Below are 23,582 nucleotides of genomic sequence, written 5' to 3' on the forward strand. Positions count from 1 at the left end.
GATTGCATCGCCCAACCTGGCCTCATACCTCGCCATTACCATGAATCCGTATTAAGGATGCAGATGGAAAGCCCGGTCACCACCCCCAAAACGGCCTTGCCCACCATACCCAGAACGGTATGGGCGCTGGGATTTGTTAGCCTGTGCATGGATGTGTCATCGGAACTGGTCCATAGCCTGCTACCGGTTTTTCTGGCAACAACGCTGGGGGCCAGCGTACTATCCATCGGCATCATCGAAGGCATCGCCGAAGCCACCGCACTGATCATTAAAGTGTTTTCCGGAGCGCTCAGCGATTACATCGGCAAACGCAAAGGTTTGCTGCTGCTGGGTTACGGGCTGGCCGCCCTGACCAAGCCACTGTTCCCGCTGGCACACTCCATCGAGACCGTACTTACGGCGCGCTTTCTGGACCGGATCGGCAAAGGTATCCGGGGGGCTCCACGTGATGCGCTGGTGGCAGATGTGGCTCCAGCAGAAATCCGTGGTGCCTGCTTTGGGCTGCGCCAATCCATGGATACGGTGGGGGCCTTTATGGGGCCGGGCCTGGCCATTGCCCTGATGCTGTGGTTGAACAACATCCAGCAGGTGCTCTGGTTTGCTGTCGTGCCGGCAGCTCTGGTTATCGTACTGATCGTTTTCGGGGTGCAGGAACCGGTACGGGAGACAGCAACAGGACGTTTCCGCTCCCCGATTCATCGTGAGCAGTTGCGCAGGTTCAGCGCAGATTACTGGTGGATCGTCCTGATTGGTGCCGTGTTCACCCTTGCGCGATTCAGCGAGGCTTTCCTTATCTTGCGTGCTCAACAGATGGGGATTGGCAGCAGCTGGGTACCGTTGGTAATGGTGGTCATGTCGATGTTTTATATGGCATCAGCCTATCCTGCCGGCTGGCTGTCCGACCGCATCAGCCGTCGGCATCTGCTGGGCTACGGTCTGGGCTTGCTGGTGGTCGCCGATCTGGTACTAGGTCAGGCAACAAGCATCAGCGCCGTCTATGTAGGTGCCGCGCTGTGGGGACTACACATGGGCTTCAGCCAGGGCATACTGGCCACCATGGTCGCCGATACCACGCCCAGTGATATGAAGGGGACGGCTTTTGGCGTCTTCAACCTGCTCAGTGGACTGGCCATGCTGCTGGCCAGCGTGATTGCAGGCAGCCTGTGGCAGTACTGGGGTGCATCAACAACCTTCTATGCCGGCGCTATCATTGCCGGAGTGGCATGGCTGTTACTCCGGCAGCGCTCAGTCTGAATTAAGCGCAAGTTGCATGCGATCCTGATCGCTGCGTTGCTACGGCATGAACTCAGCGTGTCCGATACTATTTGCAAACCCGGCGTTGCGTACCATACCGATGACTGGCCGCTTTGGCCGAACTGCCGCCTACCAGGCCTCGCTACGGGCTGTTAGTCGGCCAAAGCGGTCAATGAGAGTGGCTGGGCATAACGGCTGGTTTACACAGAATTTCGGACACGCTCCACCGTCATTTACCGAGCCAGCCAGTCGGACTGTAAGGCCTGCACGATGAAACAGCAATGCTGCCCGAATACCACCTTCCGGAAGATCGCCCGCAGCCTCTACGAGAATGCCCGTGATGTTGCCAGGCGAATCCGAGAAACCGAGGCTTATGAGCGATCCCGGTGCAAGCGTAAGAAAGTGGAAATGCTGTTCGCCCATCTAAAACGGATTCTAAAACTTGACCGCCTTCGCCTTCGAGGGCGGTTGGGTGCGCAAGATGAATTTACCTTGGCGGCGACTGCTCAGAACTTGCGCCGACTGGCCAAGTTGAGCAGTCCAACGTCCCCTTTCGGCGGGCAAGTTGCGCCTGTAGGAAGTGAAATACGGTGAAATAGCACAGAAAAGCGGGCTGACTCGGCCATTTTGGGGCTGAAAATCAAGAACAGGGCCTAATCAGCCAAGGGAAGTCGTTGCTCTTGACGTGTTTTTCAACAGAATCCGGCCAAAGCAGCCCTTCACATGATGAGGCGTAGCGACCGATTTCCACAAGAGTTCGGACACACTCAGCATCGGATTTCAACTTATTCACTAAGTACATATCAGGCTTGTTAGGCTCGCGTTGATAGCAGACCATCGATTTCTGGTAATACAAACCCGTTTGACTCACCGATTGCCTTACCTACCAGGATGATAGCTGGGCTGCCCATGTCTGCAGCAATAGCATCAGCTTCCAGTGTGGCCAGCGTGCTCAGCAGGCGTTGTTCCTGCGGGGTGCTGGCCCACTGCACCACGGCCACCGGGGTGCTGGCCGGTAGATGTTGCAACAGCGCCTGATTCAGGCTGGCAATGCGGCTCATGCCCATATAGATGGCCAGCGTGGTGCCGGTGGCTGCCAGTGCCTGCCAGTCCGGCTCGCTGTGATCCTGCGCATGGGCGGTTACCAGCGTTACGCCCCGGCAATGCTGGCGATGGGTGAGCGATACGCGGAGGCTGGCGGCAGCGGCCAGGGCCGAACTGATGCCGTTCACCACTTCCACCGCAATACCGTGTTGTTGCAGATAGCGGATTTCCTCGCCAGCGCGGCCAAACAACAGCACCTCGCCGCCCTTTACCCGCACCACCTGCCTGCCCTGCATCGCATAGCGGCGCATCAGACGCTGGATGAAATCCTGCGGCGTGGACTTGCAACCGCCGCGCTTGCCCACCCGCACCACCTGCGCCTGCGGGGCCAAGCTGACAATGTCCGGGTTTACCAGTTCGTCCAGCAGCAGCACCTGGGCCACCTGCAACTGCCGCACAGCCTTGAGGGTGAGCAGTTCCAGATCGCCGGGGCCGGCCCCCAGCAGCACTACCTTACCTGTTACGCGTTTCATGCTGTTACTCCTGTTGTCAGGCAGGCTGCGCCACGCTGGCGGCCATGCGTTTTATTTCCGGCACGCAGGAACCGCAAACGCTACCGCAGCCCAGTGTGCTCTTAAGCTGTTCCACGCTATCGCCTTGCTCCAGACACTTGCGAATGGCGTTTTCTCCCACCTGCTTGCACTGGCAGATGACTTTTTCCCTTACAACTGCAGGCTGCCCGGCCGGGGAAAACACAGTCAGGCGAGAGCCCTGCCATGGTTCCCCTGCTTGCAGTTGCTGCAGCAGGCTGTCCGCTGCAGGACCGTCTGTCGCATTGCTGCTGGCAAACACAAAGGCCGCTAGCTGGCCATCGGCCCATGCCACGCGCTTGACCACGCCACGGCGGTCGTCACGGTATTCAAGTGCATCTGGCCCCGGCTGCAAGCCCAGCACATCCAGTAGTTGCTGCAGCCAGCCCTCAAGTGCCTGCTCGTGCGCGGCGCGCAACAGCAAGACATCCGGGCTATGCAGCGCAATCGCCGCATAGCGGCACTGGCAAAGAAGCGGGGCCAGCCGCGCCTGCATGGCGGGCAGATCATCACAGCGCAGCGCCGCCGTCACCCGCCACGGCAGGCTGATTTTTTCCACTTTGACTGCCGCATGCTTGAGCTCGGGCTGGAAGGACTGGCCGTCCACCTGCGGCTGGCTGGTTTCATTGATGCCGCCACTATTCAGGAACTGGCCATTCCAGTGCATGGCGGCAAACACCGTGCCGCCGGGCAGTTCACGGCTAAGGGCCAGCGGCAGCACCAGCTGGCCGCGCTTGCTGCTGATGCGCAGCAGATCGCCTGCTTGCAGGCCACGCCGTTCGGCATCGTCCGGGTGCATCTCCAGCGCTGGTTCCGGACGGTGGGCAAACAGCTGCGGCAGACGGCCGGTGCGGCTCATGCCATGCCATTGGTCACGCAAGCGGCCAGTCAGCAGGCGGAAGGGGTAATGCGCCGACACATTTTCTGCCGGGGGCTGGTAGCGCAGCGCATGAAAGCGCGCCCGGCCATTGGCGGTGGCAAACACACCGTCGACATAGCGCCGCGCCTGGCCTTGTACCGCCCCGGCCGGTAGCGGCCATTGCTGCGGCCCGGCCTTATCCAGCAAGGCATAGTCCAGCCCGCTGATGTCCAGATCGCGTCCGCTGGTGAGGCCGCGGTGTTCATCGAACACGCTGGCGATAGCGGTATTGCCAAACAGGCTGGCCGCCCCGGGATGCAGCAGCGCTTCCAGGCGGCGGGCAATCTGGCTGACAATCCAGCCATCGCTTTGCGCCTCGCCCGGTGGCTGCACGGCGGCCCGCACCCGGCTGATACGGCGTTCGGAATTAGTGACCGTGCCTTCTTTCTCGCCCCAAGTGGCGGCGGGCAGCAGGATGTCGGCCAGCGCGGTGGTATCGGTATGGGCAAAGGCGTCCTGCACCACCACCAGCTCGGCCTGCGCCAGTGCGGCGCGCACCTGTGGCAGATTGGGCAGCGAATGCGCCGGGTTGCTGCAGGCAATCCAGATGGCCTTGATGCGCCCTTGCTGCAGGGCTTCGAACATGGCAATGGCCGGCAAGCCGGGTGTGGCGGACAGCCGCTCGAACGGCACGCCCCAATGGGCAGCGACTTGTGCGCGGTGCTCGGCATTATCGATATCGCGATGCGCCGCCAGCATGGTGGCCATGCCGCCCACTTCGCGCCCGCCCATGGCATTGGGCTGGCCGGTGAGCGAGAACGGCCCGGCTCCGGGCTTGCCAAGCTGCCCGGTGGCCAGATGCAGATTGATCAGCGCCAGGTTTTTGTCGGTGCCGTGGCTGGACTGGTTCAGCCCCATGCAGTACAGCGACAGGCTGGCCGGGCTGTGGCCAAACCACTCGGCGGCCTGGATCAGGTCTTCTTCGCGGATGCCGCAGATTTCCGCCGCCATCTTGGGCGTGGTATTGCGCACCATCTGCTTGAGTTCGGCAAAGCCTTCGGTGTGGGCGTTGATGTAATCCTCCGCCACCAGCCCTTCCCAGATCAGGTGATGCAGCATGCCGTTGAACAAGGCCACATCGGTACCGGGCTGAATCTGCAAGTGCAGGTCGGCCATGGCGGCGGTGTCGGTACGGCGCGGGTCGATGACAATCCAGCGCGTGTCAGGCCGTGCCGCACGGGCGTCTTCCAGCCGACGCAGCAGCACCGGGTGGGCATAGGCCAGATTGCTGCCGGCAAACAGCACGCAGTCAGCCTGTTCCAGATCGGCATAACAGGTGGGCGGGCCATCGGCCCCGAAAGCCTTTTTATAGGCGGTAACGGCGCTGGACATGCACAGGCGGGAATTGGTGTCGATATTGTTGCTTCCCACCACGCCCTTGGCCAGTTTGTTGAACAGATAGTAGTCCTCGGTCAGCAACTGGCCGGACACATAAAATGCCACCGCATCCGGCCCGTGCTGCTGGATGATGCGGGCAAAACTTTCCGCCACGCTGTCCAGCGCGCTATCCCAGGCAACGCGCTGGCGCGGCGCATCGCGGGTTAGCCGCATTTCCGGATACAGCGCGCGGCCACTGTCGCTGACGGCACTGGCCGCTAGGTTCAGCCCCTTGCTGCACAGCCGGCCAAAATTGGCCGGATGCTCAGGGTCGCCGCGCACACCGGTAATACGTCCATCTTCGCTGGCAATCAGCACGCCACAGCCTGTGCCGCAATAGCAGCAGGTGGAGCGGGTTTCAGTTTTGCCCATTTTGCCCATCCTTTTCTGATGACAAGGTCCCGTTGCAATCCACCTTGTTCATAACGCCAGCAGCACCATGCCCTGTTCCAGCTTCACCGGAAAATGACGGGCGCAGCCTTGGTCCGGCGCACGTGCTTCGCCGCTAGCCAAATCAATCTGCCAGCTGTGCAGCGGACAGGTGACGCCGTGGCCGTGCACGATGCCCTGGCTGAGCGGCCCGCCCTTGTGCGGGCAACGGTCCAGCAGGGCAAACACCTGGTCGTCGTGGGTGCGAAACACCGCCACATTGCCGCTGGCGCGTTCCACCACCCGGCTGCCTTGCGGCGGAATATCAGTCAGGGCGCAGATATGTACCCAGTGTTGGCTGTCTGTCATGGTATGCGCTCCTCAGGCCTGCAGCTTGATCGGAATGAATTCGTTTTTCTGCGACCCGGCAATGCGCGCCGCCCATGGGTCGGGCAGGCCTTGCAGGGAAAACAGCAGCCGCTGGTACAGTGCCTGTCGGGTGGCGGCATCGGCCACCACCTTGGCCTTGATGTATTCCAGGCCGACACGGGCGATGTAGTGCACGCTGCGGTCCAGGTAATAGGCTTCCTCGCGGTACAGCTGCAAAAAGGCGCCGCTGTATTCTTTTACTTCCTCGGCGGTTTTTACCTTGCACAGAAACTGCGCCACCTCGGTCTTGATGCCGCCATTGCCACCGACATACAGCTCCCAGCCGGAATCCACCGCGATCACCCCCACGTCCTTGATGCCGGCTTCGGCACAGTTACGCGGGCAGCCGGACACCGCCAGTTTCACCTTGTGCGGCGACCACATATTGGCCAGCATGGTTTCCAGATCAATGCCCATCTGGGTGCTGTTTTGGGTGCCAAAGCGGCAGAACTCGCTGCCGACGCAGGTTTTTACCGTGCGGATGGATTTGCCGTAGGCGTGGCCGGACTGCATGCCCAGGTCTTGCCAGACATTGACCAGGTCTTCCTTCTTCACGCCCAACAGGTCGATACGCTGTCCGCCGGTCACCTTCACCATTGGCACCTGGTATTTGTCGGCCACGTCGGCAATGCGGCGCAGCTCGCTGGCGGTGGTGACGCCGCCTTTCATTTGCGGAATCACCGAGAAGGTGCCGTCTTTCTGGATATTGGCGTGCACCCGTTCGTTGACGAAGCGGCTTTGCGGATCATCCACCGCCTCGTGCGGCCAGCTGGACAGCAGGTAGTAATTGATGGCCGGGCGGCAGGTGGCACAGCCATTGGGGGTGCGCCATTCCAGAAAGTGGAACACTTCGGCATGGGTCAGCAGATGTTGTTCGCGGATGGCCTTGCGCACTTCGCCATGGCTGCGTTCGGTACAGCCGCACACGGCCTTGGTTTTGGGCGTTTCCTGAAAATCCGTGCCCACCACGCTCATCAGGATCTGTTCCACCAGCCCGGAGCAGGAGCCGCAGGAGCTGGCCGCCTTGGTGTGCTTCTTCACCTCATCCAGGGTAAACAGGCCCTTGTCCTTGATGGTCTTGACGATGCTGCCCTTGCACACGCCGTTGCAGCCGCACACTTCGTCGCTGTCCTTCATGCTGGCTGCCTTGCTCTGGCCTTGCACCCCGGCATCACCGATGGTGGATTCGCCAAACATCAGCGTGTCACGCAACTCGGCCACCGAGCGGCCCTCGCGCAGCAGCTTGAAATACCAGGCCCCATCGGCGGTATCTCCATACAGGCAGACCCCGGCCAGCTTGTCGTCCTTGAGCACCAGTTTTTTGTACACGCCGCCAGCCGGGTCGGACAGCACGATGTCCTCCATGCCCTCGCCGCCCATGAAGTCACCGGCGGAGAACAGGTCGATGCCGGTGACTTTCAATTTGGTGGACAGCACCGAGCCCTGATAGCGGCCAATGCCCAACTGGGCCAGATGGTTGGCGCATACCTTGGCCTGCTCGAACAAGGGTGCCACCAGGCCATAGGCCACACCACGATGGCTGACACACTCGCCCACCGCGTATACGCGCGGGTCGTAGGTTTGCAGCGCATCGCTCACCACAATGCCGCGCTCGCAATACAGGCCGCAGGATTCGGCCAGCGCGGTATTGGGGCGAATGCCCACTGCCATCACCACCAGCTGGGCATCAAGCACTTCACCATCGCTAAAGCGCACCCCGGCCACGCCGCCCTGGCCGTCATCCAGGATGGCGGCAGTCTGCTTGCCCAGCAAAAAGCCGATGCCGCGCTCTTCCAGTGCCCGGCGCAGCAGGTCGCCGGCCACATCGTCCAGCTGGCGGTCCAACAGCCAGTCGCCCAGATGCACCACGGTCACCTCCATGCCGCGCAGCTTCAGGCCATTGGCAGCTTCCAGCCCCAGCAGACCGCCGCCTATTACCACGGCCTGACGCTTGGTCTTGGCGGCATCCATCATCAGCTCGGTATCACGGATATCGCGGTAGCTGATCACCCCGTCTAGCGCCTTGCCCGGCACCGGCAGGATAAAGGGTGTGGAGCCGGTGGCCAGCAGCAGGCGGTCATAAGCAGCTTCGGTGCCATCCTCGGCAATGACTTTGCGGCGTACCCGGTCGATGGTGGCCACATTCTTGCCCATGTGCAGGGTGATGCCATGCTCGGCATACCACTCTACGCTGTTGAGAATGATGTCCTTGAAGTCCTGTTCCCCGGCCAGTACCGGCGACAGCAGGATGCGGTTGTAGTTGGGGTGGGGTTCGGCACCGAATACGGTGATGTCGTACATCTCTGGTGCCAAGCCCAGCAACTCTTCCACGGTGCGGATGCCGGCCATGCCATTACCCACCACCACCAGCTTTTGCCGGGTCTTGCCCTGCAGTTCTGCCATATCCATCGTGTTCTCCTTCGCTTCTTATACGCGGGCTGCGGCAACGGTCCAGCCGCTGCGCCAGCGTTGTTTCACCCCGGCCAGGCTCAGCCAGGCCAGGCAGCACAGGCAGGCAAACAGCCACAGGCCAGCGGCATAGCCACCGGTCGCCTGCTTGATGGCACCCAGGCTGGCGGCCAGGGCAAAGCCACCTACCCCGCCAGCCATGCCTACCAGGCCGGTCATCACGCCGATTTCCTTGCCAAAGCGCTGCGGCACCAACTGGAACACCGCACCATTACCCGCGCCCAGGCACAGCATGGCCAGGATGAACAGCAGCAGCGCCACCGACGGGCCACCCACATTGAAACCCGCCGCGCCAATCAGCAGCGCGCAGCACAGGTACACCGCCAGCAGCGAGCGGGTGCCGCCCAGACGGTCGGCCAGCATGCCGCCCAGCGGACGCATCACCGAACCGGCAAATACGCAGGCTGCGGTGTACATGCCGGCTGTTTTGGCATCAAAGGCAAACTGGTCGTGAAAGTAGCCCGGCAGCGCGCTGGCAAAACCGGAGAAGCCACCAAAGGTCATCGAATAGAAAAACATGAACCACCAGGCGTCTTTTTCCTTCAGCACGGCCAGGTAGTCGGCCAGCTTCTTGGCTGGCGGGGCATTCGGCGCGTCCTTGGCACAGACCACAAAGATGAACAGCGCAGCAACCAACGGAATGCAGGCCAGGCCGAATACGTTCTGCCAGCCAAAGGCCAGCGCCAGCGCCGGGGCAAACAGGGCGGCCAGCACCGTGCCGGAATTACCCGCCCCGGCAATGCCCATGGCCGTGCCCTGGTGCTGCGGCGGATACCAGCGCGAGGCCAGCGGCAGCGATACCGCAAACGAAGCGCCCGCCACCCCCAGGAACAGGCCCAGCAGCAGCGCGCCGCCCAGGCTGGCAATGCCGATCTGCCAAGCGCCCAGCAAGGCGGCAATCACGATCAGCTGGCCGATGATGCCGGCTCTGCGCGCCCCGATGCGGTCCACCAGCACCCCCATCAGCAGACGCAGGATGGCCCCGGCCAGGATAGGCGTGGCCACCATCAGGCCGCGCTGCTGGGTGGACAGATGCAGCGCGGTGGCAATGGGCACCTGCAAGGGCCCCAGCAGATACCACACCATGAAACTGAGGTCGAAATACAGAAAGGCTGAAAACAGGGTCGGCTTGTGTCCGGCTTGCCAGAAAGTGCGGTCCATGTGTTGCTCCTGTCGGGGAAGCGAGCTTCCCGCCAAATGGCCAAAACAAAAACGGCGTCCTCCCTGATGCTGAAATCAGGTGAGGACGCCGTTGTCCGTATCGGCAGTGGCCGCCATTGGCCGCTGCCGCGATGTCTGGTGCAGGCGGCACGCCATTGCGCCGCTGCGTGGTAATCATTGCAAATAGCGTGCCAGCTGCAAAAAGCCGCTTGAAGCCCGGTTTACGCTGTTTTCAGCGTCATGCTGCACCGCATCAGTGCGTAAACTGCAGCGCCGCACCGACACTGGGCGCACTGTCCATCTGTTCCGGCCAGTGGCAGCCATCCATCAATACGCTGTGGCGCATGCCGTCCGGTGGCAGCGGTATACCACAGGCCTGCGCCGCCTGCTGGTACAGCGCGGTCTGATTGACGGCGGCCACCACGTTTTGCTCGCCCTCACCCTGCCACATGCCCCAGCGGCGGTATTGCTGCAGAAACCACAGCCCGTCCGACAGATAGGGATAGTTGACTTGGCCAGCGGCGCAAAAGCGCAGCGGGCTGACATCAGTGCTTTCCCAATGCTGCAGGATCAACGCCGCCGACATGGCCAGATAGTCATCTTCAGCCAGCCAGGCGGCTGCCTGCGCATGGTTTTCTGGCTGGTCTAGCCAATGGCTGGCCAACAACAGGGTCTGCACCAGGCGGCTGGCCAGCGCGGGCTGCTGCTGTACCAGCTCACGACGGCAAGCCACAACCTTTTCCGGATGATCCGGCCAGATGGCGGCGCTGTCGGCCACCAGGCTAGCCACAGCATGCCGCTGCGCCAGTGCATGCCAGGGCTGGCCTGCACAAAAGCCATCCAGCAGGCCGTCTTGCATGGCCTCATCCATCTGCGCCGGGGGAATCACCACACAGCGGGCGTCACGCAAGGGGTGTATGCCCTGGGCGGCCAGCCAGTAATACAACCACATGGCATGGGTGCCGGTGGGAAAGGTATGGGCTAGCATCAATGGCCGTCCCAGATCCCGGCTGATTTCGCGCAGGCTCATGCCCTGGCGGTATTGCTGTGCCAGCGCCGGGGCCAGGCTGATGCCCTGCCCGTTCTGGTTCAGCGTCATCAGGATGGCCATATCGCATTGCGGGCTGCCCATGCCCAGCTGCATGCCGTAGACCAGGCCATACAAGGCATGGGCGGCATCCAGCTGCCCGTTCATCAGCTTGTCGCGCACGGCAGACCACGATGGCTGGCGCTGCAGGGAAAACTGCAGGCCCAGCTCCCGGTCCAGCCCCAGCTTGTGGGCGGCCACCAGGGCGGCGCAGTCAGTCAGGGCAACAAAGCCCAGCTTGAGTTTGTACAGGGATGCAGGAGCAGTCATGAAAGGCTTTCAGCCCAGCAGCTTGCTGGAATTGATCAGTTGGCGGGACAGTTCGGCCAGGCGCAGGCCGCTTTGCATGGCCTGGCTGCGCAGCAGCGCATAGGCTTCGGCCTCGGTAAGTTGGCGGCGCTCCATCAGGATGCCCTTGGCGCGTTCGATCAGCTTACGGTCGGCCAGCTGTTCTTCCACCTCGGCCAGCCGCTTTTTCAGCCGCGCGTCTTCTTCAAACTTCACCCGCGCCATGTCGATGATGGGGGCCAGCCGGCTGGCGGCAACCTGGTCCACCACATAGGCGGTGACGCCGGCGCTGACCGCGGCCTGAATGGTGGCCAGGCCACCCTGTTCGGCAAACATCACCACCGGGCGCGGCGCGGCATGACCCATCAGCGCCAGTTGTTCCAGCGTGTCACGCGAGGGGGATTCGGTATCGATGATGATGATGTCAGGGGCCTGGCTGTCCACCAGTTGCAGCAGCTCGGCTGCGCCCTGAGCCTGTGCAATCACCAGATAGCCAGCCGCCGTCAGCGCGGCATGCAGCTGCGCCATCGGGCGGTCGGTATCGTTGACCAGCAACAGTCGTAATGAGGAGGAAACGGTCATGGTGGCACCAGCAATTTATTTTGCAAAAGCAATTAGTGTGCCAAATTCCGTTCTGTTTGAACCGGGTGAACTGCAATTCCAGGATTCATGATGCGCCGGACAAGTAACCGACAAAGTCGCCGTCATTGCCATGTGAGACCAAGCCAACTGACACCTGACGACTAGGAGCTTAAGCGGATCATCTTTCAATAATGTCATGGCTTGTTATGTCTTGGTCAGTGTTGCTGACCTTGTCCATTGTATTGCTACAAACGAAATATACATGACATAAACATTTACCCATACCTACTCACAACCAAGACTACCGCCATCAGCCCTCATCTCCTCCGCATACCGCAGCTACCCCTGCTTGCCCCAAACCCATGCCATCCGTTACCAAAAACCTTGGTATCCGCCTTACACAGGTAGCTAGCACGGTAGAAAAGCTGCTCCAGACCTACCTGATCTCCTCGGTTGACTCGATACACCGCATTCTGAGGAAAGTGCACCAACCCGCTCACCGCACTCCTACTCATACCCAGCGCACTTGCCCAGGCCTCATGTACCCGATGGTAATTGTTGGACTGCTCAGAATTGAAATCACCCAGGGTATGGAACGCATGACCATTCAGCATGATCAGTAAATGGTAATGTACACTCCCGCACTCCCCTACTTCCCTCGCCCATACATAGCGCAACATTGCCTCATGCGCATACGGATCAAGAGCAGAAGCACGGCTACGGTTGTAGCTGATCTTTTCCCGAAATGAAGCAATAAACTTGACCAAGGCACGGTTGCTTAACGCAGCCTCATCGCATGCACTCCCTGCAGGAAAACGTAACTCCACACGAAATGCAAATACACGAGAGCTGCTTGAAAAGGCACTACAAATAACTTGATACAGCCGCTCGAGATATTCCAACACCAGCGGACCACGCAGCAAGTACACCGGCAAGCCATTAAAGAATTCGTCCACATACAACTTTTGGTTAGTATTATTTTTATTTCTGAGCCTATTATCCATAAATACCTCACAAGCAAAGTTCAAGCAAATAGATTGCGCACACCTTCCCAACTAACAGAACTCTTCTTTTCTTTCCTAGCTCCTTAGCTGACATGTACACCTCCACAGCAATATTAAAGTAACTTAAAGTGCAAAGAGAGCATATCGGACTAACTTAATCCTTTAATATATCTACCACCTAGAAATTAGATTGCAAAAAGTTTTCGGGACAGCTGCAACATCTAGCCACCAGTCACCAGAAAACCTTCACTTACCCCTTCCACTTCACTCTGCGAAAATATCAGTCTATAGAAATAAAAAACGGGCCAATCAGGCCCGTTCACATCTCCGCTCTTCAATCCAACTACAAATTTCCTCTTCCAGCCATCCCACCGAACGAACTCCCAGTTTTACTTGCAAAGGGAACGCCTGCTGCTTCATGTACAAATATATAGTCGAGCGCGGCAGCCCGGTCATTTCCATGACTGCATTGAGTCTTAAGATTTTCATGTTTTGGTTACCTTGCGTATTAGTCCAGAACATGTACAACCGGTGTATTTTTCTGACTCAAATCAAATAACAGCCGAAGGCCTACTCCATCGCGACTGGCAAGAGAACTGAAGTTGCCTTGATGCCCTACTGCACAAGAACTCACAGAGCGATCGTGAAACCAAACAAGAATAAGGCTAGAAAATCCTGTTCTAACTCAAACACTGAAAGTGCGTACCAGCATAGAAACCAAGTAAAAAATAGCTGTTGCCTAGCTTTATACACTGAATATATACTACAAAGCTTATTGAATAGTTCAATAAAACATCTTAAACCGTTCACTAAACAATCTAAATTACTACTAGAGACCTACTAGGATAAGTCATGTCATCGATAATTAGAGAAGATAAACTATCGCGAATGTTTGACCGGCAAATAACCGATCATCGATTCGAAGATTTTCTTTGGTTTTTCATAAACTCTAAAACAGAAAAATTCATCCATATTGAATACGGATTAAATAATAGAAATAAAATGGCAGATTTTTTAATACAAAATCCACCATTACAAAAGCTAGCAATTGATGCCGCAAACAGAGGCAGACTGTCAGAAAATTGTTTAGACTGGATAACAGAAGACAAAAGACAAACCGATTGGCTAATCAATTACTTCTGTGAAATATTTAAATACAATAGACAACGCCTGCCAAAGCTACTAACTGAGCGAGACACGGTAATTGCACTAATTGACCATTGGGATATAGAAAATTTCGAAAAATCAACTTTCGTTAACGATGCAAAATTTGCATGGAGTGCCCGGCAAGATAAGGATCGTGTCTACGACTGGTTCAAAAAAAATGAAGAAGAGGAAGAGAGATGTCGTTTTGCATGGGTTTGGCTAAAAGAAAGTGCCACCTATCCAAAAATGAGCAGATTGGCAACACGAAACCATCTGGAGCTAATACTTCTTTTTGAAGCAATATCTAGCAGTGAGGACTGGATAGAATTAACGATCGAAAAGATAAAAAAAGCCTGGAACCAAAGACGCTACCGCCAAAATCTAAAAGGAAAGAAACAGTGCAACTTCATACTCACTGAAAATGCGATTAATCTTCTTAATAGACTATCGGAAAAGCATGATTTAACGCGGGCAGAAATAATAGAAGTATTAATTAAAGCGGAAGCTGAAAAAGAAACCTACATCTCAGAGAAATTGCGGAAAAGAAGATTACTTTTGGAGTAGTAGTCAATATTAGTCGCGATAGAGGTCCGGAATGGTTTACATCATTCCGGACCTCCCAGCAATACCAAATCCATAAGTAACCATTTCCACCACTAGAGCCATCACCACCAAGTAAGCGTAGAAGGGGCGATCGGATTGACACGTCGAAAGTCTGTGGTGTGGTGAGTTTAATTGCACAGACGGAAAGCCGGTGGGACTACCTGGGATGATGTGGGAAAAGGTGCGCCAGGCATGCATTTCAGCAGCCAAACAGCGATACGCCACACCCCGCTAAAGAATTGCAAAAGAAAACCGCGAACCAGGCCAGAAACGGCAGGCTTCGCGGTTTTTTTGCACTTGATGCTAACGATACGTCACACGGACAGTTACATACGCCCTGCTCAAAACTACCATCGCCACCCCGACCACCACCGGGGGTGCGCCAGATCATTGCTTCGGCCAGCCACGGGCTGGACCCGGAGCTGCTGGGCCACATGCTGCTGGGCCACATGCTGCTGGGCCACATGCTGCGCAGGCAGTCAACGGCGATGCCGGCGCGTACTTACGTCTGGCTGAGGGCATGGAAGAGAAGTACCTGCACTACGGCTCCGAACTGTCGACCCGTAAACGTGCCCTGGTCGGGTTAGAGCTATACGTGGAGCCTGCCGGCGACGATGCTGTCAGCCAGCGGGCCACCGAGCGGGTAGAGCAGGCTCTGGCCCCAATCAAAGAAAACCTGTTCGATATCCTGGACGCCATCGGCAAGGGTTTCAGCGTCAACGAAATCGACGGGGAAACCAGCGCCAAGCAGTGGATGCCGGCTGGCCTGTCTTATCTTCAGCCGTACTGGCTGCAGATCCGTCGCGAGGAGCCGGAAACCCTGTACCTGCGCACGGATACCAATACCTATGGCGATGCGCTGGCCCCCTACAAATTCATCACCCACAAGATCAAGGCCAAGTCGGGTGTGCTGATCCGGGGCGGCCTAGCGCGCATGGCCTGCGGGGCCTTCCTGTTCAGCAACTACGCCATCAAGGACTGGGCGACCTTTGCCGAGGCCTATGGCCGGCCGCTGCGCGTGGGTACCCTGGCAGACCCCGCAGAGCAAAAGTTGCTCAACACTCTGGCCGACCATTTCCACCCAGAATAAAAAAACACCCAACTGGGGAAGGTTGGGTGTCTAAGATATTTCATAGCGGGAAACATTCAACTCTTGAACAAGCTATCGCTCGCTCTCTTGTACTATAGCAAGCAAATCCTGCTCCGCAGGCGCCCTCTCGCGCTTTCTCCATCAATGGGCTGTGTTGCACGAGCGGGCAGTCACATACAAGGGGTCATGCAGGGACAACACACGACCTACCCCCGTTAATGCGTGTTAATTCGTATCTTACAATGCGTAATGGCAACTGCCGCCTTACCGTCAGCCATCTATCCTGCAGTTACCACGTCGACGTGGCATGGTAAGCATAACGATGTAACAGGATATCAATATGAGCATCACCTCTCAGAATCATCAGTGTCACGATCCTTCTGGATATTCACGGGCGCTGCTGCAAGCTGACATGGATATTTACTGTGACGTCGAAATGACGTCACAAGATTCAGATGGTAACTGCCATTACCGATGCAACCGATGCCAGAAGTCTTGGATAACAGCAGCCCAGCCCCCAGACTCTCCCGATAGCACTAAGCTGGATTTCTAGCCTTCCAACATGGCACATCATTACGGTGTGCCATTTTACATTTCACCAAACCCTTTCCCCCGTTTTGGTCCTGACTAGGCTGCGCACAATGCAGCCCATGAAGCTCATCCCCGTAGACGTTATCCGAGCCCTCAACAGCCTGCAGCCTGATGGCCTGCAGCGGGCTAGTTGCGCCATCGCTCTCTCCATCGCCCTTGCGCTGAGTCCGAATGGTGAGCCGCCCGAATGGTGCCAGGTCATTCCGGCCGGCACGTTCACGGGTCGCGATGGCCGTGGACCATGGCAAACCGCATGGACCCGATTGACCAGCTGCTGCATCCATGGCATCAGCATCAGCGATGCCATGGATGCAGCCGGCAAACTGTCTGCTGCCCTCAATGCCATCAAGACGCGGCAGGACGTCAGCAACTCGACCCAGACTGCCATGAACAGCCTGCGCCAGGCAACCGGTGCGGCTGCCGATGCCGACCTGGAGGCGATGACCAACAGCATCATGACCGGCTTTGTACCGAAGGCCGAATACGAGCGCGTGGCTAACTCGCTACAGCAGCTGCAGGCCGGTACCGACTGCAGATGGCAAGCCGTGCCACCCCGGATGAACCTGCTGCGCATCGAGGAGGAGCTGTCGGCCGCGCACTTGCGCCTGGCCCGGACCTACGTCGAGCATCTGGACTGGAAAAGCTACATGAAGAAGTACGACCGGCCACATACCCTGTTCTATGCCGACCCACCGTACTGGCAGACGGAGGGCTATGGGATGCCGTTCCCGTTTGAAGAGTACCAGGCGTTGGCCGAGGTGATGTGCAGCTGCAAGGGCAAGGTGATCTTGAGCATCAACGACCACCCGGATATTCGTGACGTGTTTGCCGGTTTCAGGATGGAGCAGGTGGCCATCCAGTACAGCGTGAACCAGAACAAAGGGAAGGCTAGCTCGGAGCTAGTGATTTGCAGCTGGTAGATGAGGCCTGAGCAGGTATCGCCAGTATACCCTGGCAATGCCCGCTTCGACAGATCAGTAGTCATCCAGACTTGGTTCCATCCATAGAACGACTACTACCGAATCCTTTCCCGCCTTTTTTGCACTCCCCATGCCCGCACAATGCGGGCATGACTACATCTACCCCCTACATCACCCAGCAAGGCCCAGAAGACCGCTTCGGTCGGGAGTTCCTGCTATGTGTCACGGACCCGACCAATCCCGGGGAGGTCGACCAAGGCAAGGTCTCCCGCGCCATCGGTGATGCCAGTGAGTTGGTCAACTCCTACCTGGGCAAACGCTAGATCCTGCCAGTGCCATTTGTACCTGGTGCGCTGGAACGTGTGGCCGCCGACCTGGTGCGTTACCGACGCCCCCCCCCCGGTATTGAGAATGTCGGCACGGTATTCATGCTGTTCCATCCGATGATGGCCGGCACGGTGCATCCCGCCAGTGGTGAGGTGGCAGTCAAGAATGGCTAGGCCTTGCGGTGGGTGTAGGCTGTCGCCTCACAATGCAAAACCCCGCGCAAAACGCGGGGTTTCATGTTCAATCGAGTCAGAAGGCAAGATCAAATGACAGGCAACTGAGGCAGGGTAATATTCCTACCACCATCCGAGTTGTTCAGATTTTTCTGTAGGGCAACACCCCAAGACTTTGCCAGCTCAATAGTGGGCTTTTCGTTCTCCTGCACAAGGGTGACATCCCAGTTGCGATTACTTGTACTCCCATCCATGTCTGGGTTAATCCAGAGTGCCACATTCACGTACCATAATGCCTGATAGTAGTCTAGGCGTGTATAGATCAAATCTTTTGGTACCGCGTTGCCGCTTGATATAACGGTTTTGACCACCTGCTTCGCCCAAGATGCATTACTTCTTATAAATCCATGAATAGGCTCTACAGTAAGGCACTGAGGTGATTTGGCAGTTCCATCGAGTGTGTCATGAAAATACAGGTGGCGAGATGCGAGTGCGGTGACGTTGCATGGATCATCACGCCAGCCGGGCCGATTGCTTGTCAAATCCGCAATAGGAGCATTCAGTCGTAGCATTGCTCTGATCTTGCCGTGATCATACTGAGCCAGAACAGCCGTACGAGCAGGAATGGGACTACGTAAGCTTGTCGCTCCCCAGGTCACTGCTTCATCCGTAGTGGAGACAACCTGCCAGCTGCCATCAGGCAGGCTGATACTATGTATACCAATGGATACTTGACCAGTGACAGTATCACCTGCACTGACTGTCTGTAGATCCATTGCTGCAAATGCGTGGTAACTGTAGAAGAAAGAAGCAATTACAGGAACAAGGTGGCTAGCTCTCATGCAGTCCTCAGTCAAAATAGCGGTAAAAATGATATTTGGATTAAATCCTACCACCTACTTGATAGCTTTGATTAAGTAATGATGGCTGCGATTTGATACGAACCCCTTCCCCCATTCCTCTTTCGCAGAAACACCGGATACTTGGCACTCAATGTCCGGTGTTTTGTTTTGAGAGGCCACCTTGCTCCCTTATGTCCGCAAAGACCCGCTTACCATCGTCCAAGGCTGCACCTTCATGCATACATGGGAATGGATTGCGGGTGGCCAGCCTGTCGATCTGGCTGGGGCTGAATTCGAGCTGGTCGCCAAGGCCAGTACAGATAGCAGTACCACTCTGATTCATCTCACTACCGCTAACGCCGGTATCACGGTTACGCGATCATTCTGGGCAAGACAAACTTCACCAGGGAGAACAGTAGTTAGGAGTAAAATTTAATGCAGGTTTTTATGCAGGACAAACACAATAGACAACAAAAAAGCCCTGAATAATCAGGGCTTTAATGTAGATATCTGGCGGAGAGGGGGGGATTCGAACCCCCGTTAGGGTATTACCCTAAACACGCTTTCCAGGCGTGCGACTTAAACCACTCATCCACCTCTCCAGATGGCTGCTGAAGCCTGCTTTACAGCGTTTTGGCCTCAGAGGCTGCGCAGTATATAAGCCCTTATTGCGCAGTGCAAGGGGTTTTGTAGGCGCTATGTAAAAAAAGCTGTTGCTGGTAGTCGCCGATGGCTTCGCGTTCGCGGGCCAGCCAGCCGGCTATTGCGGTGCGAAAACGCCCATCGGCGATCCAGTGAGCCGAGCTGGTCTGCACCGGCGTGAAGCCACGTGCCAGTTTGTGCTCACCCTGTGCACCGCCTTCAAAGCATTGCAGGCCATGGCGGATGGCGTAATCGATGCCGCTGTAATAGCACAGCTCGAAATGCAGGCAGTCAACCGATTCCAGCGCGCCCCAGTAGCGGCCATACAGGGTGTTGCCGTCTTGCAGGCACCAGCTGGCGGCAATGGCTTGTCCATCGCGCCGGGCGATGAACATCAGGCAATGCTGGCTAAGGCTGTGCCCTACTCGCAAGAAGAAATCCAGGTTGAGATAAGGTGGCGAGCGGTGTTCCAGATAGGTTTGCCGGTAGCAGCGCTCGAAAAATGCCCAGTCGGCCGCGCTGATTTCCTCACCCGCCAATACCTGCACGCTGATGCCGGCATCGCGTACCTTGCGCCTTTCCTGGCGGATTTTCTTGCGCTTGCTCTGCGATAACTGCGCCAGGAAAGCATCGAAATCGGCATAGCCCTGATTGAGCCAGTGAAACTGCACGCCATGGCGCAGCAGCCAGCCAGCCTCTTGCAACAGCGCCAGTTCGTCGGCAGCGGGAAACAGCACATGGGCGGAGGACAGGCGGTAATCGGCCACCACTTGCTGCAGCCCCTGTATGAGCAGCCGCTGCCCGGTGGCATCGCCCAGCAGGCGTGGCCCGCTTACTGGGGTAAAGGGCGAGGCCAGCAAGAGCTTGGGGTAGTAATCCAGGCCGGCACGCTGCCAGGCTTCGGCCCAAGCCCAGTCGAACACGTATTCACCGCGCGAATGGCTTTTCAGCCAGGCGGGGGCCAGCGCTTGCAGGCGGCCATCCTGCTGCAGTTGCAGCGGTAGTGGCTGCCAGCCGCTGGCCGCACTGGCGCAGCCGCTGTCTTGCAGTGCGCTAAGCCAGTGTCTTTGCATGAACAGGCCGGCGGGCTGGGCCAATTCATCCCAGCGGCTGTCTTCCAGCTGGTGCAGGCTATCAAGCAGTTGCAGATTCACACGGTTTCCTTTCGGGCAAGCCGGCATTCTTCAGGTAAAATCCCGCTATCCAAACCCATGGTTATGTTCAACATGCGTATTGCGCTCGCTCAGTTCAACCCGATTGTTGGCGATATCGCCGGCAATACCCGAAAAATTCTCGATCTGGCCCAGGCTGCCATGGCGCAGGGTGCCGATATTCTGGTGACGCCGGAGCTGGCGCTTACCGGCTATAGCCCGGAAGACCTGTTGCTGCGCGACAGCTTCTATCGCGCCTGCTCCGCCGCCATGGACCAGTTGCTGGAGCTGGATGGCATTACGCTGGTGATCGGCCATCCGGTCAAGCTGGGTCACGAGCGCTTCAATGCCGCCACGGTACTGCGCGATGGTAACCGGCTGGGCCAGTATCACAAGATGCTGCTGCCCAATGACGAGGTCTTTGACGAATGCCGCTACTTTACCCCCGGTGCCATGCCGCTGGTGTTCCAGCAAGGCGAGCACAAGGTGGGCGTGCTGATCTGCGAAGATGTGTGGTCGGTTGACCCGGCAGCAGAAGCCGCCGACGCCGGTGCCGATGTGGTGCTGGTGCTGAATGCCTCGCCCTTCCACCGCAACAAGATCGAAACCCGTCACGAGGTGGTGCGCTACCGTACCGAGGAAACCGGTCTGCCCTTTGCCTATGTCAACCTGGTGGGCGGTCAGGACGAGCTGGTGTTCGACGGCGCGTCCTTCGCCACCAACAAGGCGGGCGAGGTGGTGGCCCAGGCCCGCGCCTATGGCGACGAGCTGTTGCTGATCGACTTCAGCGCTGGCGATCTGCAAGCCGCACCGACCAAGGCCGCACTGCCGGGCGAGCTGGAAAGCGTCTACCAGGCACTGGTGGTGGGCGTGCGCGACTACATCACCAAGAACGGCTTCCCCGGTGTGCTGCTGGGCCTGTCCGGCGGCATCGACTCGGCACTGACGCTGGCGGTGGCGGTGGATGCGCTCGGAGCCGACAAGGTGCACGCGGTGATGATGCCTTCGCGCTACACCGCCGATATCTCGGTGATCGACTCGCGCGACATGATAGGCCGGCTGGGCGTGAAGTACGACGAAATCGAAATCTGGCCGATGTACGAAAGCTTCATGAATGCGCTGGCAGTCAATTTCAACGGTCTCGCGGAAGACACCACCGAGGAAAATCTGCAGGCGCGCATTCGCGGCACCTTGCTGATGGCGCTGTCCAACAAGAGCGGCAAGCTGGTGCTGACCACCGGCAACAAGTCGGAAATGACCACCGGCTACTGTACGCTGTACGGTGATATGGCCGGCGGCTTTGCCGTACTGAAAGATGTGGCCAAGACCCTGGTGTTCGCCCTGTGCCGCTGGCGCAATACCCAGGGAGAAGTGATTCCGGAGCGCATCATCACCCGTCCACCCTCGGCCGAGCTGCGCCCAGATCAGAAAGACCAGGACAGCCTGCCGCCCTACGAGGTACTGGACGCCATCATGGCACGCTACGTGGAGGAAAACCTGTCGGCCGAGGAGATCATCGCCGACGGTTTTGCCGAGGCTGATGTACGCAAGGTGGTGCGCCTGCTCAAGATCAACGAGTACAAGCGCCGCCAGGCTCCGGTTGGCCCGCGCGTGACCCGGCGCGGCTTTGGCAAGGACTGGCGCTACCCCATCACCAACAAGTTCAGCTAATGCCAGGGTGCAGCAGGCCTGCCAGGCCTGCTTGCCTCCCTTCGCCAGCCGTGCCAAGCTGCGCGCTACTCTCTTGTCATTACCGGAAAGCCCCATGAAACTCCGCCCTGCCCTGGCCACCCTCCCTCTCGTCGCCACCCTTACCCTACTCGGCGGCTGCGCCAGCCCGCTGGCCGGCAAACCCGCTGATCTGGCCACCCGCCAGGTACTGCGCGAAAACATGCAACACGCCAGCTACAACTTCAGTGGCGAACTGGGCTTCAACACCCTGCATGGCAGTAGCGAGGATGATGCCAAGCCGCAACTGAGCTACACCATCAATGAAGTGGCCCGCTCCACCAAAGTGTCGGTCACCGGTGCAATCGACCAGGCCAGCAAGCGCATGGAGCTGATCCCGGCCTTCCGCTTCGAGCGGCGCAATCTGCAAGCCAGCGTCACCCTGCCGCTGGAGCTGAACCTGCAGGATTTCTCGCTGCTGGTCGATCCCTCGGCCTTTGACTTGTTCGTACCGGAGCTGCACAGCGAGCAGCCACGCTTTGTCCGCTTCCAGCTGCCGCCGGACATCGCCAGCAAGATACCGCTGGACGCCATGCTGCAGGCACTGCCCGGCCTGGTTGACGAAGGCTATGGCAAGGTCGAACAGCAGGCATTTGCGCTGGAAACGCTGGACGCCACCGCCAAAGAGCTGGGTGCCAGCTACCAGCTGCGCATTGCCATGAGCCCGCAGCAGGAAAACCAGGTGCTGTTGCATGTGCTGGACGGCCTGGCCAAGGTTGTGACCCAGCAAGCCGAACACGATGGTCGCCCGCAAGACGGCAAACAAGCCGAACAACTGCTGCAATTGGTCCGCGAACTGACTCAGGGCAGGTCCGCCAACCAGGCGCTGAGCAAGTCGGTATCGCACCTGTATGCCAACCGCCGTGGCCAATTGCTTGGCGTCAACCAGAGTGTGGAACTGAATACACCGCAATTGCGCGGAGAGGCTTACATCCACCTGCGTTACAGCAATCATGGCAAGCCGACATTTGTACATCAGCCGACTGCAGCCAACATCATCGACTACGACAAGCTGCCCAAGCCGCAATGGCTGAAAGGGCTGCAGGAGCCGGAGCAGCAGTAAACGCTGCGCCACACTCCTTAACAGCAAAGGTAGAACCCGCCGCCAGACTTGCTGTCACACTGTGCTGCACTGCACTACATTCACGCAAGCGCAAGCCCTGGCGGCCTGCTCCAAGGATTCCCATGAAAAAAATCGCCCTGGCCTTACTGGCCACCCTGCTCAGCATACCGGCCCACGCCAGCGCCATCGCCCAGCTCAAGGCCTTTGTCAGTGACACCAAAACCCTGTCCGCCAACTTCAACCAGCTGGTCAGTTCCAAAAACAAGCACGAAGAAGCCAGCGGCACGCTCGAAATCTCCCGCCCCGGCAAATTCCGCTGGAGCTACAACAAGCCCTACGAACAACTGATCGTTGGCGATGGCAAAACACTGTGGATCTATGACAAAGACCTGTCCCAAGTCACCCGCAAGAACCTGGACGGCGCACTGGGCTCCAGCCCGGCAGCACTGCTGGCCGGCAACAATGCCATCGAACGAGACTATGTACTAAAAGAAGCCGGCAAGCAGGGCGAGGTGGAATGGCTGAGCGCCAGCCCGAAAAAGGCCGACAACACCTTCAACGCCATCCGCATGGGCTTCAGCAACAAGATGCTGGTGGAAATGGAGCTGACTGACAGCTTTGGCAACAACACCCGCATCCGCTTCAGCGCCCAGCAAAAGAACCCGGCACTGGCAGCCAGCCACTTCAGCTTCACCCCGCCCAAGGGTGCTGACGTGGTCAGCGGCGACTGATA

20 protein-coding genes, 1 tRNA gene and 1 pseudogene are annotated in these 23,582 nt (G+C 58.1%); 10 read left to right on the plus strand and 12 right to left on the minus strand.

Annotated elements, in window-relative coordinates:
• Nucleotides 1–63: 63 nt before the first annotated feature.
• The gene (locus H2Z84_RS12090) at nucleotides 64–1,254 is read left to right on the plus strand and encodes an MFS transporter (protein ID WP_181836198.1); all 1,191 of its coding nucleotides are present in this window, start codon (nucleotides 64–66) and stop codon (nucleotides 1,252–1,254) included.
• Between the two features lie 219 nt (nucleotides 1,255–1,473).
• Nucleotides 1,474–1,848: pseudogene (locus H2Z84_RS12095) on the plus strand (transposase); the annotation flags it as partial.
• Between the two features lie 218 nt (nucleotides 1,849–2,066).
• Here the strand turns inward: H2Z84_RS12095 and cobA are convergent.
• From cobA to H2Z84_RS12140, 9 genes are all read right to left on the minus strand, one after another.
• Nucleotides 2,067–2,831, minus strand: a complete 765-nt coding sequence (gene cobA, locus H2Z84_RS12100) for a uroporphyrinogen-III C-methyltransferase (RefSeq protein WP_181836199.1) — start codon at nucleotides 2,829–2,831, stop codon at nucleotides 2,067–2,069.
• A gap of 16 nt (nucleotides 2,832–2,847) precedes the next feature.
• Nucleotides 2,848–5,556: a nitrate reductase gene (locus H2Z84_RS12105; protein WP_181836200.1), complete on the minus strand. Its 2,709-nt coding sequence runs from the start codon at nucleotides 5,554–5,556 to the stop codon at nucleotides 2,848–2,850.
• Between the two features lie 48 nt (nucleotides 5,557–5,604).
• A complete protein-coding gene (gene nirD / locus H2Z84_RS12110) occupies nucleotides 5,605–5,922 on the minus strand; it encodes a nitrite reductase small subunit NirD (protein WP_181836201.1) in 318 nt (105 codons plus the stop codon).
• A gap of 12 nt (nucleotides 5,923–5,934) precedes the next feature.
• Nucleotides 5,935–8,391 carry a nitrite reductase large subunit NirB gene (nirB, locus tag H2Z84_RS12115; protein ID WP_258869390.1) on the minus strand — a complete coding sequence of 819 codons (2,457 nt, stop codon included), beginning with the start codon at nucleotides 8,389–8,391 and terminating at the stop codon, nucleotides 5,935–5,937.
• An 18-nt stretch (nucleotides 8,392–8,409) separates the two neighbouring features.
• Entirely contained in the window at nucleotides 8,410–9,612 is a 1,203-nt protein-coding gene (locus H2Z84_RS12120; RefSeq protein ID WP_181836202.1) for a nitrate/nitrite transporter, read from the minus strand.
• Between the two features lie 253 nt (nucleotides 9,613–9,865).
• Nucleotides 9,866–10,969, minus strand: coding sequence for a CmpA/NrtA family ABC transporter substrate-binding protein (locus tag H2Z84_RS12125; RefSeq protein ID WP_181836203.1), 1,104 nt, complete (start codon nucleotides 10,967–10,969; stop codon nucleotides 9,866–9,868).
• A 9-nt stretch (nucleotides 10,970–10,978) separates the two neighbouring features.
• Nucleotides 10,979–11,569 (minus strand): ANTAR domain-containing response regulator, encoded by a 591-nt coding sequence (locus tag H2Z84_RS12130; protein WP_181836204.1) that lies wholly within the window; start codon nucleotides 11,567–11,569, stop codon nucleotides 10,979–10,981.
• Nucleotides 11,570–11,886: 317 nt separating this feature from the next.
• Entirely contained in the window at nucleotides 11,887–12,573 is a 687-nt protein-coding gene (locus tag H2Z84_RS12135) for an inovirus Gp2 family protein (protein WP_181836205.1), read from the minus strand.
• Between the two features lie 309 nt (nucleotides 12,574–12,882).
• On the minus strand, nucleotides 12,883–13,095 hold the full coding sequence (locus tag H2Z84_RS12140) for a helix-turn-helix transcriptional regulator (RefSeq protein WP_309545473.1): 213 nt from the start codon (nucleotides 13,093–13,095) through the stop codon (nucleotides 12,883–12,885).
• Nucleotides 13,096–13,425: 330 nt separating this feature from the next.
• On the opposite strand from H2Z84_RS12140, the gene H2Z84_RS12145 reads away from it, so the two are divergent.
• The 5 genes from H2Z84_RS12145 (at nucleotide 13,426) to H2Z84_RS12165 (ending at nucleotide 17,423) form a co-directional block, all read left to right on the plus strand.
• Nucleotides 13,426–14,283 carry a hypothetical protein gene (locus H2Z84_RS12145; RefSeq protein ID WP_181836207.1) on the plus strand — a complete coding sequence of 286 codons (858 nt, stop codon included), beginning with the start codon at nucleotides 13,426–13,428 and terminating at the stop codon, nucleotides 14,281–14,283.
• Nucleotides 14,284–14,830: 547 nt separating this feature from the next.
• Complete coding sequence (locus tag H2Z84_RS12150; RefSeq protein WP_439823303.1) at nucleotides 14,831–15,412, plus strand: phage portal protein family protein; 582 nt, start codon at nucleotides 14,831–14,833, stop codon at nucleotides 15,410–15,412.
• A 650-nt stretch (nucleotides 15,413–16,062) separates the two neighbouring features.
• Complete coding sequence (locus tag H2Z84_RS12155; RefSeq protein ID WP_181836208.1) at nucleotides 16,063–16,923, plus strand: DNA adenine methylase; 861 nt, start codon at nucleotides 16,063–16,065, stop codon at nucleotides 16,921–16,923.
• Between the two features lie 149 nt (nucleotides 16,924–17,072).
• Nucleotides 17,073–17,246, plus strand: coding sequence for a phage protein Gp36 family protein (locus H2Z84_RS12160; RefSeq protein WP_181836209.1), 174 nt, complete (start codon nucleotides 17,073–17,075; stop codon nucleotides 17,244–17,246).
• 9 nt (nucleotides 17,247–17,255) lie between these two features.
• On the plus strand, nucleotides 17,256–17,423 hold the full coding sequence (locus tag H2Z84_RS12165) for a hypothetical protein (RefSeq protein WP_181836210.1): 168 nt from the start codon (nucleotides 17,256–17,258) through the stop codon (nucleotides 17,421–17,423).
• Nucleotides 17,424–17,512: 89 nt separating this feature from the next.
• Here the strand turns inward: H2Z84_RS12165 and H2Z84_RS12170 are convergent, their stop codons facing one another.
• The 3 genes from H2Z84_RS12170 to H2Z84_RS12180 all read right to left on the minus strand — a co-directional run bounded on the left by H2Z84_RS12170 (nucleotide 17,513) and on the right by H2Z84_RS12180 (nucleotide 20,061).
• Nucleotides 17,513–18,265: a hypothetical protein gene (locus H2Z84_RS12170; RefSeq protein WP_181836211.1), complete on the minus strand. Its 753-nt coding sequence runs from the start codon at nucleotides 18,263–18,265 to the stop codon at nucleotides 17,513–17,515.
• A 511-nt stretch (nucleotides 18,266–18,776) separates the two neighbouring features.
• A tRNA-Ser gene (locus H2Z84_RS12175) sits at nucleotides 18,777–18,867 on the minus strand.
• 63 nt (nucleotides 18,868–18,930) lie between these two features.
• On the minus strand, nucleotides 18,931–20,061 hold the full coding sequence (locus H2Z84_RS12180) for a GNAT family N-acetyltransferase (RefSeq protein WP_309545474.1): 1,131 nt from the start codon (nucleotides 20,059–20,061) through the stop codon (nucleotides 18,931–18,933).
• A gap of 72 nt (nucleotides 20,062–20,133) precedes the next feature.
• Here H2Z84_RS12180 and H2Z84_RS12185 point away from each other — a divergent pair, with 72 nt between their 5' ends.
• From H2Z84_RS12185 to lolA, 3 genes are all read left to right on the plus strand, one after another.
• Entirely contained in the window at nucleotides 20,134–21,729 is a 1,596-nt protein-coding gene (locus tag H2Z84_RS12185; RefSeq protein WP_181836213.1) for an NAD+ synthase, read from the plus strand.
• 94 nt (nucleotides 21,730–21,823) lie between these two features.
• The gene (locus tag H2Z84_RS12190) at nucleotides 21,824–22,849 is read left to right on the plus strand and encodes a hypothetical protein (protein ID WP_181836214.1); all 1,026 of its coding nucleotides are present in this window, start codon (nucleotides 21,824–21,826) and stop codon (nucleotides 22,847–22,849) included.
• Between the two features lie 122 nt (nucleotides 22,850–22,971).
• Nucleotides 22,972–23,580 (plus strand): outer membrane lipoprotein periplasmic chaperone LolA, encoded by a 609-nt coding sequence (gene lolA / locus H2Z84_RS12195; RefSeq protein WP_181836215.1) that lies wholly within the window; start codon nucleotides 22,972–22,974, stop codon nucleotides 23,578–23,580.
• Nucleotides 23,581–23,582: the final 2 nt, after the last annotated feature.

This window comes from Aquitalea aquatica (assembly GCF_013911085.1).
In the GTDB taxonomy this organism is placed as follows: domain Bacteria; phylum Pseudomonadota; class Gammaproteobacteria; order Burkholderiales; family Chromobacteriaceae; genus Aquitalea; species Aquitalea aquatica.

Coding starts and splice junctions, on each gene's coding strand:
- H2Z84_RS12135 (WP_181836205.1), bottom strand. CDS start 12,573: ATGGATAATAGGCTCAGAAATAAAAATAATACTAACCAAAAGTTGTAT.
- H2Z84_RS12125 (WP_181836203.1), bottom strand. CDS start 10,969: ATGACTGCTCCTGCATCCCTGTACAAACTCAAGCTGGGCTTTGTTGCC.
- lolA (WP_181836215.1), top strand. CDS start 22,972: ATGAAAAAAATCGCCCTGGCCTTACTGGCCACCCTGCTCAGCATACCG.
- H2Z84_RS12170 (WP_181836211.1), bottom strand. CDS start 18,265: ATGAGAGCTAGCCACCTTGTTCCTGTAATTGCTTCTTTCTTCTACAGT.
- H2Z84_RS12190 (WP_181836214.1), top strand. CDS start 21,824: ATGAAACTCCGCCCTGCCCTGGCCACCCTCCCTCTCGTCGCCACCCTT.
- H2Z84_RS12120 (WP_181836202.1), bottom strand. CDS start 9,612: ATGGACCGCACTTTCTGGCAAGCCGGACACAAGCCGACCCTGTTTTCA.
- H2Z84_RS12185 (WP_181836213.1), top strand. CDS start 20,134: ATGCGTATTGCGCTCGCTCAGTTCAACCCGATTGTTGGCGATATCGCC.
- nirB (WP_258869390.1), bottom strand. CDS start 8,391: ATGGATATGGCAGAACTGCAGGGCAAGACCCGGCAAAAGCTGGTGGTG.
- H2Z84_RS12145 (WP_181836207.1), top strand. CDS start 13,426: ATGTCATCGATAATTAGAGAAGATAAACTATCGCGAATGTTTGACCGG.
- H2Z84_RS12155 (WP_181836208.1), top strand. CDS start 16,063: ATGAAGCTCATCCCCGTAGACGTTATCCGAGCCCTCAACAGCCTGCAG.
- H2Z84_RS12140 (WP_309545473.1), bottom strand. CDS start 13,095: ATGTTCTGGACTAATACGCAAGGTAACCAAAACATGAAAATCTTAAGA.
- H2Z84_RS12130 (WP_181836204.1), bottom strand. CDS start 11,569: ATGACCGTTTCCTCCTCATTACGACTGTTGCTGGTCAACGATACCGAC.
- H2Z84_RS12090 (WP_181836198.1), top strand. CDS start 64: ATGGAAAGCCCGGTCACCACCCCCAAAACGGCCTTGCCCACCATACCC.
- H2Z84_RS12105 (WP_181836200.1), bottom strand. CDS start 5,556: ATGGGCAAAACTGAAACCCGCTCCACCTGCTGCTATTGCGGCACAGGC.
- cobA (WP_181836199.1), bottom strand. CDS start 2,831: ATGAAACGCGTAACAGGTAAGGTAGTGCTGCTGGGGGCCGGCCCCGGC.
- nirD (WP_181836201.1), bottom strand. CDS start 5,922: ATGACAGACAGCCAACACTGGGTACATATCTGCGCCCTGACTGATATT.
- H2Z84_RS12160 (WP_181836209.1), top strand. CDS start 17,073: ATGACTACATCTACCCCCTACATCACCCAGCAAGGCCCAGAAGACCGC.